The sequence below is a fragment of the Leifsonia poae genome, assembly GCF_050632865.1.
GTDB lineage: Bacteria > Actinomycetota > Actinomycetes > Actinomycetales > Microbacteriaceae > Leifsonia > Leifsonia poae_B.
Window position 1 is genome coordinate 931,415 of record NZ_JBODSA010000001.1, and the last position, 12,368, is coordinate 943,782.

Genomic DNA, 12,368 nt, shown 5'->3' on the forward strand with positions numbered 1-12,368 from the left:
CCGACACGTGGAGGATCAATGAGCAACGTCCCGCCCCCGCCCACCAACCTGCGCGGGGCCGTCGATCTCAGCTCGCTCGTCAACCGTCCGGCTCCGGCCGCGGGCGCTGCGGGCGGCGCATCCGGTGCACCCGCCGGACAGCCGACGGGTGACCTGACCCTGCCGAGCCTGTACTTCGAGGGCACCGACGCCAACTTCAACGACTTCATCGACCTGTCGATGCGCGTGCCGATCGTCGTCGGCCTCGGCACCGACCGGTCGGAGCAGTGGCAGCAGTTCGCGCCGGTGCTCGACCGCGCCGTCGGCAGCTTCCAGGGCCGCCTCGTCGGCGTGAAGATCGACGTGGACGCGAACCCGCAGCTGACGCAGGCGTTCCAGGCCCAGGCGGTCCCCACGGTGGCCGCGCTGGTGGCGGGCCGTCCGGTCCAGCTGTTCGCCGGTGTCGTCCCCGAGGACCAGCTCCGTGACGTCTTCGAGCAGCTGCTTCAGCTCGCCGCACAGAACGGTGTGACCGAGACGGTGACCGTCGAGGGCGGCGCGGACGGCGCGGACGCCCAAGCCGCAGCGGCCGAGCCGGCCCCCGAGCCGCCACTGCCCCCGCTGCACCAGGAGGCGTACGACGCGATCGACCGCGGGGACTACGAGGGCGCCATCCGCGCCTACCGCACCGCCATCGCCCAGGACCCGCGCGACACCATGGCCGCCGCGGGCCTCGCGCAGGTGAGCCTGCTCGCACGCCTCAGCGGTCACTCGGCCGACGAGCTGCGCACCGCGGCCGCCGAGGCGCCGCGCGACGCCGAGGCCCAGCTCGGCGTGGCCGACCTCGACATCTCCGGTGGACACGTCGAGGACGCCTTCGACCGCCTCCTCACCCTGTTCCCGTCGCTCGACGCGGCGGGCAAGGAGGAGGTGCGTGCGCGCATCCTGGAGTATTTCGAGATCGTGGGTGTGGACGACCCGCGGGTCGGCAAGGCCAGGGCTAGGCTGGCGTCGCTGCTGTACTGAGCCCGACCCCACGGGCCGCGGTCGGCGGCGTTCTCGTCCCCTCACCGGCTCAGGAGTGATGGCCCATGTCCCGTGTGCTCGTCGTCGGAGGCACCGGCCTCGCCGGCCGCGCCGTCACCGCCGAAGCGATCGAAAGAGGCCATGAAGTGGTCGTCGCCGCCCGCCGGGTGCCCGATGACGACGCTGACGCCTACGTGAACGGGGCCGCCTACGTCACGGCCGACCTCGTCACCGGTGCGGGACTCGAGGAGGCGGTCGAGGGCGTCGATGTCATCGTCGACACCAGCAACGCGATGGGCAAGCAGGCCGCCCACGTCTTCGCCGTGGGCGCGCAGAACCTCGTGCACACTGCTGCACGCTTCGGCGTGCATCGCGCGGTCGTGCTGTCGATCGTGGGCGTCGAGGGGTCCTCCTACGGCTACTACCGCGCCAAGGCGGCTCAGGAGCGCGCCTACCGGGAGTCGCCGCTCGACACCCGGATCGTGCGAGCGACCCAGTTCCACGACTTCGTCACCGCGATCTTCGAGCGCGGCCGCCCGGTCGGAGCCCTGCTCGCTCCGAGCGGCACCCGGTTCCAGCCGATCGCGGTGGGGGATGTCGCCCGCGTGCTGGTCGACGTGGCCGAGGGCGCGGGGGAGCCGGACAGCGTCCGCCACATCGGCGGCCCGCGTGTGGAGTCGGCGCGGTCGCTCGCGGAGCAGTGGAAGCGCGCAAGCGGCACCCGCCGCTTCATCGTGCCGGTCCGCCTCGGCGGGGACTGGGCGCGACGTGGCGCGCCGGCCACAACCTCGTGCCCGACCACGCCGTCGACGGCGTGCACTACAGCGCCTGGGTCGACTCCCGGGCCTGAGCGCACGCCGTCAGTGGGCGGTACGTCGACTGTTTACGGTCGGAAGATGCACCCGCGTTCCAGCAGCTCCTGGGGGAGTGCGTCGGGGCCGCCGACGAAGGTCACGGACGTCGTGGAGAGTTCCTTGAGTCGGTCCACGATGGCCAGGTCTACGCACCACGGAATCGTCACGAGGAGAGGTTCGCCGCGCGCGCCGGCGGCGGCGGATGCGACCACCGCATCGGCCGCCTGTGTCGCAGACGCGAGGTACACGTGCGAGGCGGACGACCACGCCCCGGCGATGAGCGCCGAGGTCTCCATCCGCGAATAGCCCGCGACCCGTTCGATCGAGGGGGCCAGGCGGGCGAGCGCCGCGTAGACCGGCTGGTTGACGGCATCGAGACCGCCCGCGACCACGATCGAGCCCGGCTTGAGCTGCTTCAGCAGTGCGACGGTCTCCGCATCGACCGTGGCCGCCTGTCCGTCGATGAGGAGGATCGGTCCGGAATGCTTGGCGGCCGCGGCTCCCGCGGACAGCGAATCCGGGAAGTCCCGGCCGCTCGCGACGTAGACCTTTGAAACGGTGCCAGAAAAGGTCGACGTGACCATCTTCCGGGCCGTTGCATAGCGATCGGCTCCGCCGATCCGTTCGACCTTCCACGACGAGCCGGAGAGTGATTTCTCGGCCCTGCTGGAAATGCTCACCGTCCCTCCCACGATGACGACGCGGTCGGGACGCAGCCTCTCGATCTCGGCGCGGACGCCGGCCGGTACGGAATCCTGCCGGCTGAGCAGCACGGGCCCCTTCTGGAGTGCGGCAGAGGGCCCGGCGGCCAGTGCGTCGGGGAAGTCCAGGCCGCTGGCGAGGTAGACGACCGATGCGGTCCCCGGGTAGCTGGATCGCGAGACCTCGACAGAGGTGGCGAACCGGTCGGGCCCGGCGAGACGGTCTGTGGCCGCATCGATGAACGACGCACCGTCGGCTGCGACTCGGGCGGAAGCGGGTGCGGCGATGGCGAGACCGCAGAGGGCCACGCAGGCCGCTGCCACTAGGGCGGATGGGCGGATGAGCTTGGTGAGCATTACTTCTCCTCAGGAAGGAAGACAGGGATGAGGGACACGAGCGCGCGCGTCAGGAGCAGAATCGGACGCGGGCGACGTTCGATGACAGCGAGGCCTCTCCGCCGACCAGGGTCAGCCGGGTCGCCCCGAGCCGGTCGAGGTCCGTGAGCACGGAGCGGTCGAGGCAGTCGCCAGACGACAGGTACACGGGCGCGTGGCTGCGCCCGGCGAGCGGCGCGGTCACCAGACCGTCGGGGAAGTCCATCCCGCTGACGACGAACGCGCGCGGCGCCGCCGTGAAGCCGTCGGCGCTCACGGCGATGGCGGTCGCGAAGCGATCCGGTCCGCTGATCCGCCGGGTGTCCGCCACGGTCGCTCGCACACCGCTGACGACGCCCTCCTGCACGGCATTCACCCCTCCGACGACGCGTCCACGCGTGGCGCCCAGGGCTTTGACGAGACTCGCCGTGGGGGCGTCGACTGACCCGGCGGAGCTGCTGACCAGAAGGAGGGGTGCGGCAGACGATGCCGCCGCCGCACCGGCGGCCAGACCGTCCGGGAAGGCGTCTCCCGATGCGACGTAGACCGTGGTGGCCCGTGGGAAGGCGAGGGCCGCCAGCTTGCGGGAGGTCTCGTACCGGTCGCCGCCGCTGACCCGTTCCACCGTCGTGGCGAGCGTCTTGAGCTGGACCAGAACTCCATCGCTGATGGAATTCGGTCCACCCGCGACGACGATGCGCGACGGCTTGAGTCGCTTGATCTCTGTGACCGTGGTGTCGGTGAGGGCCGTGGCTCGGGCGAGAAGAAGCGGTCCGCCCAGCTTGGCAGCGGCCGGACCGGCGGCAAGGGCGTCCGGGAACGCCTCACCGTTGGCGACGACCACGACAGGCGCCGTGCCGGGGAATGCCGCTTTCGACACCGCCACCGCCGATGCGAAGCGATCGGACCCCTGGACCCGGTCGGTGACGACCTGTCCCTGGCGGGTCACCGCGGCGCAGGTGCCGACCGGTGAGAAGTTCGTCCGGGGAAGTTCAGGACGCGAGCGCACACGACATGGGGCCCCACTGCGGCGGGCGCGTCGATCTCGAAGCCCCGCCCCGCGGAGGCGGGCAGCCCGTAGGCGCTGTTCACGTCGGGGCGCGCGATGGACGTCGTCCGCTGCGCTGCCTGGACGCCGTCGACAGTGATCTGAACGGTCGCCGCTGCATTCTGGTCCGGGTCGAACGCCCATCCGCGAACACGCAGCGTGCCCGGTGACGGGATCGTGACGGCATCGATCGTGCCGACGGGTGCGAAGTCGCGCGCGAGGAACGCGAAGCCGTTGCGATCGCCCGTCTGGAAGGTGGACGACGCGTAGGAGGACGGGTGCATCACCTGCGTGACCCCGCCGTAGGCGTCGGCGTAGTGGTCCAGGCCGAGGGCGTGCCCGAGTTCGTGTGCGACGACGTGACGCTTGTTCGCGGCCGAGTACCCGTCGGTCACCGGGAAGAGCCACACTCGCCCCGAGGTGTTCAGCGAGTCGCTTCCGGCGCGCCTCGTCACTCCGGGCGCTCCGCAGCCGGCGAGGTTCGTCGATCCACAGAGGCTGGTGGAGTCGGCGTCGACCGTGATCTCGTGGTCCCCGGGCAGCGCGCGCGGAAACTGTCCCGCTGCCACGGTCAGGGAGGCGAGCCCGGACGCGTTGAGCTCGGCAGCGACGGCTTGGATCGTCGACCGGTACTGCTCGATCCGCGGCGATGCGACGAGCTTCACGGTGTAGCTGAAAGCGCTCACCTCGGCGGCGTAGGTGGAATAGCCGGGACCGTTGCGCAGAGCGCCGACGGGATCCGTCAGGACGCTGCCGGTCTTCGCGTCGTACACCAGGGTGTCACCCGTGGTGTCGGCGGAAGCCGGCAGCGCGGTCGCAGACACCACGGCGGCGGCGGTGAGCGCCGAGGCCGTCGCGGCGGCGACGAGTCGAACAACGTGCTTCATGATCTCCCTCGATAGAGGCACAGCGCCGGTTGGCGCCTTCTACTGAGGGAGACGGATGATGCGATCGGAATCCGTCGCCGCCGACGGTCCTATAAAGGCAATGCCGACAAAGGGAACACCGTCAGCCGCGCGGCTTCAGGTACAGCGCCCCGAGCGGCGGAAGGGTCAGCACGGCGGAGGCCGGGCGTCCCATCCACGGGTCGTCGGTCGCGGTGACCGCGCCGAGGTTGCCCACGCCCGATCCGCCGAACGTCTCTGCGTCGGTGTTGAGCAGTTCCTCCCACTCTCCGGCGAACGGCAGGCCGACGCGGTAGTCGCTGTGCGGCGCCCCGGAGAAGTTGAAGATCACGGCGATCGGCGACCCGTCGCGGTCCTTGCGGAGGAACGCGATGACGTTGCCCTGCGCGTCGGACCCGTCGAGCCATTCGAAGCCCTGCGGCTCGTTGTCGGCCGCCCAGAGTTGCGGGTTGTCCTTGTACACCGCATTGAGCTGCGCCACGAGGTTCCAGAGCCCGCGGTGCGCCGGCTGGTCGAGCATCCACCAGTCGAGGCCGCGCTCCTCGCTCCACTCGGACAGCTGCCCGAACTCCTGGCCCATGAACAGCAGCTGCTTGCCGGGATGCGCCCACATGAACGCGAGGAACACCCGGGCGTTCGCCAGCTGCTGCCAGTGGTCGCCGGGCATCTTGTTCAGCAGCGACCCCTTGCCGTGCACGACCTCGTCGTGGCTAATGGGCAGAAGGAAGTTCTCGCTCCACGCGTAGACGAACGAGAACGTGATCTCGCCGTGGTGGTAGCTGCGGTACATCGGGTCTTCGTGGATGTACTGGAGCGAGTCGTGCATCCAGCCCATGTTCCACTTGAGGCCGAACCCGAGGCCGCCGGACGAGGTCGGCGCCGTCACGCCCGCGTAGCTGGTCGACTCCTCTGCGATCATCACCGTGCCCGGATTGCGCTTGTACGCGGTCGCCGTGACCTCCTGGAGGAAGCCGATGGCCTCCAGATTCTCGCGGCCGCCGTGGATGTTCGGCTCCCATTCGCCGTCGTTGCGCGAGTAGTCGAGGTACAGCATCGAGGCGACGGCGTCAACGCGGAGCCCGTCGACGTGGAACTCCTCGAGCCAGTACAGCGCGTTCGCGACGAGGAAGTTGCGCACCTGCGAGTTGCCGTAGTCGAAGATGTACGTGCCCCAGTCCTTGTGCTCGCCGCGTCGGGGGTCCGCGTGCTCGTACAGCGGCTGGCCGTCGAACCGGGCGAGCGCCCAGTCGTCCTTCGGGAAGTGGCCGGGAACCCAGTCGAGGATGACGCCGATGCCGGCCTGGTGCAGCCGGTCGATGAGGTACTTGAGGTCGTCGGGGTGGCCGAACCGGCTCGTCGGCGCGTAGTAGCCGGTCACCTGGTAGCCCCATGAGCCGCCGAAGGGATGCTCGGCGAGTGGCAGGAACTCCACGTGCGTGTAGCCGAGGGCGCCGACGTAATCGATCAGCTCGTCCGCCGCCTCGCGGTAGCCGAGCCCCGGCCGCCACGAACCGAAGTGGAGCTCGTAGACGCTCATCGGGCCCGCGTGCGGGTCGTGCGCGGCGCGGGAGCTCATCCACTCGCCGTCCTCCCACTCGTGGCGGCTGACGGTGATGCGCGAGGCGGTCGCCGGCGGCGTCTCCGCGAGCTGAGCGAGCGGGTCGATCTTGCGCACCCAGCCGCCGTCCTGCGTCAGGATGTCGAACTTGTAGATCTCGCCCTCGCCGAGGCCGGGGACGAACAGCTCCCAGACGCCGGACGAGCCCATGTTGCGCATCGAGTAGAGCGTGCCGTCCCAGCCGTTGAAGTTGCCGACGACGCGCACCGCGCGGGCGTGCGGCGCCCACACGGTGAAGGAGGTTCCGACGACGCCGCCGAGGTCGCGCACGTGCGCGCCGAGCGCGGTCCACAGCGTCTCGTGGCGTCCCTCGCCGATCAGGTGCAGATCGAGCTGTCCGATGGTCGGCTGGAAGCGGTACGGGTCGTCCGCGATCCACGTGCTGCCGTCGTCGTACCGTGCCTCGATCTGGTAGGCGCCAGGGCCCACGATGTCGACGCCCTGCCAGACGCCGTAGCCGGCGTGGGCGAGCTCGATGTGCGCACCGGTCGACAGGATGGCGAAGACCTCCTTGGCGAGCGGTCGGAGGGTGCGGATGACGGTGACCGGGTCGGCCACGCCGGACGCGTTGACCTGGTGCTGACCGAGCACCGAGTGCGGGTCGTGGTAGCTGCCCGCGGCGATCGTGGCGAGCAGACCCTCGTCGAGGGCGGGCAGTTCGACGGCGGCGGCGCCTTCGGGGATGGGGGACATGGTGCGGCTCCTCAGCTCTCGGTCGGCGGTCACAGCGGGCGGACGGACAGGATGTGAACGGGCTCGGTGAAGGCGTCGAGGCGCACGTAGTTGTCGGTGCCCCAGGTCCAGCGCTGGCCGGTCACCCGGTCCTTCACCTCGAACTGCTGCCCGAACGGGATCCCGAACGCGGTGGGGTCGAGGTGGATGATCGTCTCGCGCACCGAGTGCGGGTCGACGTTCGCGACCACGATCACCGCGTCCGCCTTGCCGCTGCGCGTGAACCGGCCGTCGAGGTACTTGGAGTAGACGAGGATGCTGTCGTCGTCGCTCCAGTGGATGGACAGGTTGCGCAGCTGGCGCAGCGCGGGGTGCTCGCTGCGCGCCCGGTTGAGCATGGTCAGGTAGCCGGCGAGCGAGCGCCCCTCCTGCTGGGCGCGGGTGTAGTCGCGCGGACGGTACTCGTACTTCTCGTTGTCGATGTACTCCTCGGCTCCCGGCCGGGCGACGTTCTCGAACAGCTCGTAGCCCGAGTAGACGCCCCAGGTCGGCGCGGCCGTCGCGGCGATCGCCGCGCGCACCTTGAACGCCGGCTGACCGCCGAACTGCAGGTACTCGGTCAGGATGTCCGGCGTGTTCACGAACAGGTTCGGCCGCATGTAGTCGGCCGTCTCGTGCGCGAGCGAGTCCAGGAACTCCTCCAGCTCCTCCTTCGTGTTCCGCCAGGTGAAGTACGTGTAGGACTGCTGGAACCCGGCCTTCGCGAGGGTTCGGAGGAGCGCGGGTCGCGTGAACGCCTCGGCGAGGAACACCACATCCGGGTCGGTCTCGTTGACCGTGTGGATCAGCCACTCCCAGAAGTGAAGCGGCTTGGTGTGCGGATTGTCGACGCGGAAGATGCGGACGCCGAGCGCCATCCAGTGCCGGACGATCCGCAGCACCTCCTGGCGCAGGCCCTCGTAGTCGTTGTCGAAGTTGATCGGATAGATGTCCTGGTACTTCTTCGGCGGGTTCTCCGCGTAGGCGATGGTGCCGTCGGGGAGGGTGGTGAACCACTCCGGGTGGGTTTGGACCCACGGGTGGTCGGGCGACGCCTGCAGCGCCAGGTCGAGCGCGACCTCCAGGCCGGCCTGCTTGGCCTTGCCGAGGAAGAAGGTGAAGTCCTTCTCGGTGCCGAGGTCGGGGTGGATGGCGTCGTGGCCGCCCTCGGCGCTGCCGATCGCCCACGGCGATCCCGGGTCGTTGGGGCCCGCGTCGAGCGTGTTGTTCGGTCCCTTGCGGAAGGTGCGGCCGATCGGGTGGATCGGCGGCAGGTAGACGACGTCGAAGCCCATGGCCGCGATCTCGGGCAGGCGCTTCGCCGCCGTGCGGAAGGTGCCGGACTGCCAGGTGCCGTTGGCGCGCTTCTTCGCGCCCTCCGACCGCGGGAAGAACTCGTACCAGCTGCCGACGCCGGCGCGCGTGCGCTCGACCTGGATGGCGCGCGTGGCGGACAGGGACGGCAGGCTCACCACGGGTCGCTCGGCGAGGACCTGCTGGATGCGGTCGTCCACCGCCGCCTGGAAACGCTCCTCCACCGGCCGCTTGGTGTCCGCGACCACCTTGGCCGCCTCCGAGAGGTGGCGGCGCTCGGCGGTGCTGCGCCGCTTGTCCTTGGACGCCTGCACGAGGAGGTCGTGGCCGATGGTCAGCATCAGCTCGACGTCGATCCCGGCCGGGACCTTCACCTCGGCGTTGTGGTGCCAGGTCGCGTACTCGTCGGCGTACGCCTGCACGCGGTAGCGCCAGAGGCCGGTCTGGTCGAGCTGCACCTCCACCTCCCACCGGTCGGTGCCGGGAGTGAGCGGGTGCATGTGGTGCTCGGTCTGCTGCCCGGCGGGGTCGAGCAGGATGAGGTCGACGCCGATCTTGTCGTGCCCCTCCCGGAACGCGGTCGCCCGGAACGGGATCACCTCGCCGCTGAACGCCGTCGCCGCCCACAGCCCCTCATCGACCTGGGGCGACAGCTCCAGGATGGGGATGCGGGGGAGCAGGGGCTCGTAGTGCGCGGGGGTCGCCGGGGGCGCCGCCTGCGCGGGGGCTTGCTTCGTGGCCGCCTCGGGCGCGGCGGCTGCTGACTTGGTCGCTGCGTTCTTCACCACGGTCCGAACGTACACTCATTCGCTCGCCCGTCATGGGGCAGATCTGCCCGCCACGCATCTGCCGCGAATGCCTGCATAAAGAATGCTGCAACAAGAGTTGCGGTACGGTATTTGAGTCTGGTGATTCGGGAGGCGGTGCCGACATGAAGGTAGCTGTGGAGCCGGCGCTGCTGCGGGAGTTGGCGCGTGAATTGGGAGCGTTGAACGATCCGCACGCGCGTCCCGAGGTCGATGTCCGCCGGTTGGGGGCGCCGCCCGCGAGGTGGGCGTTCGAGGGCTTCGAGGACCAATGGGGGTCGGGCCAGCGGGCGCTGACCGCCTCCGTGGAAGAGTTGCGGGCGATCTTGGCCGGGGCGGCTGACGGCTACGAGCGGCGGGATGCGCGGAGCGCTGCATCGATTGGCGGGGGCTCGCGTGTCTTCTGAGGTCGATGATTGGTCCCCGCTGCTCTTCGAGGATGACCCGACGCCAGGCGATCCGGAGGAGGTGGACACGCTCGCGCACCAGCTGAAGTGGGTGGCACAGCGTCTGGAGGCGCAGACCATGGCGCTGGAGCGCATCCACTCGAGGGTGGGCGAGCCGGCGTGGTCCGGGATGGCCGCGGAGGTATTCGCCGGGCGAGTGCTCACGGTCGGGGAGCGGCACAGAACGGCGGCGTCCCAGCATCGCGCCGGCGCCGCCGTGGCCGCGCGGTGGTCTCATGACCTGGGGGAGGCCCACGCGCAATCCCGGACGGCGTTACACGTTGCGGTGGAAGCGCTGAGCGAGATCGAACACGGCCACCAGTTGCTCGCCGAGCTGTCCGCAGCCTTCCTGGGTTCCGAGGCCGCGGCTAAGGCGTTGAAACGCACGTTCGCGATGTACCAGGGGCTGACCCCGCCGCCCGGGGTCACAGTGCCGACCGCCTCGCAGCTCGCAGCCGTCGAACGCGAGGTACACGCGGCCGAACAGGCGCTGGACCCGGTCCGGAGACACATCGAGACGGCGGAGCAGCGTCTGAGTGAGGCGCGAGCTCAGGGCATTCGGGCGCAGGAGCAGCACGCCAGAAGAGAGCGGGCGTTCCGGGACGGAATGGAGGCCGCCGCGACCGGTGCGCCGAGGTTCGAGCCGTCGACGCGCGGCGAGTTCGTGACGGCGTTGAGCAAGCTGACGACGGCCGACCTGTCCGGCGGGGGCGGCTTCCTCACCGCGTTGGAGCGGCTGACAACGGACCAGTGGGCGCCCCTGGTGACCGAGAACCCGCAGCTCGCGTGGAAGGCGCTGGACGACCCTCCGTCTCCGGACGAGGTGGCCGCGTGGTGGGGACGGGTGAAGGACTCCCCGGGCCTCGCCGCGCTGCTGAAGAAGGCTCCGGAGTTGTTCGGCAATCTGGACGGGATTCCGTTCGGGGTTCGCGACGCGTGCAACCGCGCGGTGCTGAAGAAGGCGTTGAAGGACCCGGCGTCGGTGTACGAGGCGATGGACCCGCGGCATCGGCCCGGGTCGCTCGATGAGTTCGTCCGTGAGGCGAAGGCGCTGGATGAAGCGCTCAGACAAGCTGAAGCGTACAAACACCGCATCCCGGGTGGGCCAGAGAACCAGGTCGTTCAGTTGGTGAACTTCAGGGCGCGGAACGGGGCCGTGACGGCCGCCGTCTCCTTGGGGGACCTGGATAGGGCGACGAATGTCACTGTGAACGTGCCGGGGGCCGGCTCGACGCTTGCGGGCGGTCTCGCTCCGCATCTCCGCGCCGGAAGGGACCTCGCCCGAGCTGCGGCGAAGGAGAACCCCGATGCGACGTACGCGATGGTGTCGTGGTTCGGCTATCGCGCGCCGGCGCCGCCGGAGGTCGGGGCTCCCAACCGTGCGATGGATGGGGCCAAGCCGCTCGCCACCTTCCTCGACGGTCTGCATGCGGGCCGACCGGGTAACGCGCCCGAGCGGGTGAATGTGACCGGGCATTCGTACGGTTCCACGACGGCGTCGTACGCGCTCAAGCTCACCAAATACCCGACCACCACCTTCACGTCGCACGGGTCGGTGGGGTTCGCGACGGGCACGACAGCGGCCGACCTCAATGTGGGCGAGGTGTTCGCCACAGAAAGCAACGACCTCATCGCGGGGTTCGGCCGCACGATAACTTACGGCTCCCGCACCGATCCACGAGACATCGATGGAGTGAGGGTGTTCCCGTCCGTCGGTGTCCCCGGGACGCGAGACGTGACCGGGCACGACCTGCACCCCGAGGTCGGGGAAGGGAAAGATGCCCGACCAGACTCGGACAAGGTCGGTTACCTGTCGCCGCGCTCTGCCGCACAACGCGGGACGATGGAGATCATCGCCAATGGGAGGCCGAAGTGAAGCGTGGGACGGTGCGCCGATTGGCCGCTGGTGCGCTGGCCGTTGTGGTGCTGTCGAGTACGGGATGCGCATGGATGAAGGGAGACCCGTTGATGGGAAAGGATCACGCTGGGATGAAGCGCGCTGAGGCGGAAGCCATGAGCATCAGCGAGCATTACGCGCTGTACGCGCAGCGGTACACCCGTCTGGAGGAGATGCTTCGTGACGCGCAACTGGTGATCAGCGATGGGCCGTGGGGATGGATCGGTGCCGGGCTCCTGCCGAATGGGGGAAACGAGACCGCCTACATGACCCCCGCGGGCATGACGGTTGAGAACAGCTACCTCCTCGACGATGCGCGCACCATCCAGCCTCCCGGCGCAAAGGGGGACGAGGCGGATCTGGAGCCGATGCGGAAGCACTTCGCCGCGCAAGGGTGGACGGTCAAGCAGCAGAAGCTCACGCAGAACTCGACCGACCTGCAAGGTTGGGCGGGCGACGGGTTCTGCGTCGAATACACCGTCCGCACCAACGGCAACTACTCGCTCAGCGTGTACAGCGGATCGTATTGGGGTCCGGGCAAAAAGCTTCTCGTTCATCTCGCGGAGCGTCTTCGGTCGGAAGATGTCCTCCGGGACTCCGTTCCGGGCGTGTGGCTACCCCTGCCCGCCTGGGATGCCCCGGTCGTGAATCCGGTCAGGGATTAACCCGCGCGCAATCTGCCTCCCCT

At 69.5% G+C, this 12,368-nt stretch carries 8 protein-coding genes and 1 pseudogene; 4 read left to right on the forward strand and 5 right to left on the reverse strand.

Annotation, left to right across the window (positions count from 1 at the left end; translation table 11 throughout):
- Window positions 1-18 precede the first annotated feature (18 nt).
- Window positions 19-1,005: a tetratricopeptide repeat protein gene (locus ACRAWB_RS04670; protein WP_431352266.1), complete on the forward strand. Its 987-nt coding sequence runs from the start codon at window positions 19-21 to the stop codon at window positions 1,003-1,005.
- 65 nt (window positions 1,006-1,070) lie between these two features.
- Window positions 1,071-1,664: pseudogene (locus ACRAWB_RS04675) on the forward strand (SDR family oxidoreductase); the annotation flags it as partial.
- Window positions 1,665-1,888: 224 nt separating this feature from the next.
- On the opposite strand, the gene ACRAWB_RS04680 reads toward ACRAWB_RS04675, so the two are convergent.
- From ACRAWB_RS04680 to ACRAWB_RS04700, 5 genes are all read right to left on the reverse strand, one after another.
- Entirely contained in the window at window positions 1,889-2,917 is a 1,029-nt protein-coding gene (locus ACRAWB_RS04680; RefSeq protein ID WP_431352267.1) for a cell wall-binding repeat-containing protein, read from the reverse strand.
- A 49-nt stretch (window positions 2,918-2,966) separates the two neighbouring features.
- Window positions 2,967-3,884, reverse strand: coding sequence for a cell wall-binding repeat-containing protein (locus tag ACRAWB_RS04685; RefSeq protein WP_431352268.1), 918 nt, complete (start codon window positions 3,882-3,884; stop codon window positions 2,967-2,969).
- Window positions 3,881-4,870, reverse strand: a complete 990-nt coding sequence (locus ACRAWB_RS04690) for a hypothetical protein (RefSeq protein WP_431352269.1) — start codon at window positions 4,868-4,870, stop codon at window positions 3,881-3,883. Before ACRAWB_RS04690 ends, ACRAWB_RS04685 begins: the two co-directional genes overlap by 4 nt.
- A 121-nt stretch (window positions 4,871-4,991) precedes the next feature.
- The gene (glgB, locus tag ACRAWB_RS04695) at window positions 4,992-7,199 is read right to left on the reverse strand and encodes a 1,4-alpha-glucan branching protein GlgB (protein WP_431352270.1); all 2,208 of its coding nucleotides are present in this window, start codon (window positions 7,197-7,199) and stop codon (window positions 4,992-4,994) included.
- Window positions 7,200-7,228: 29 nt separating this feature from the next.
- On the reverse strand, window positions 7,229-9,193 hold the full coding sequence (locus ACRAWB_RS04700) for an alpha-1,4-glucan--maltose-1-phosphate maltosyltransferase (RefSeq protein ID WP_431352709.1): 1,965 nt from the start codon (window positions 9,191-9,193) through the stop codon (window positions 7,229-7,231).
- Window positions 9,194-9,697: 504 nt separating this feature from the next.
- Between ACRAWB_RS04700 and ACRAWB_RS04705 the strand changes: the two genes are divergently transcribed.
- Together ACRAWB_RS04705 and ACRAWB_RS04710 are read left to right on the forward strand one after the other, a co-directional pair.
- Window positions 9,698-11,659, forward strand: coding sequence for an alpha/beta hydrolase (locus tag ACRAWB_RS04705; protein ID WP_431352271.1), 1,962 nt, complete (start codon window positions 9,698-9,700; stop codon window positions 11,657-11,659).
- 137 nt (window positions 11,660-11,796) lie between these two features.
- Window positions 11,797-12,345 carry a hypothetical protein gene (locus ACRAWB_RS04710; protein ID WP_431352272.1) on the forward strand — a complete coding sequence of 183 codons (549 nt, stop codon included), beginning with the start codon at window positions 11,797-11,799 and terminating at the stop codon, window positions 12,343-12,345.
- Window positions 12,346-12,368 lie beyond the last annotated feature (23 nt).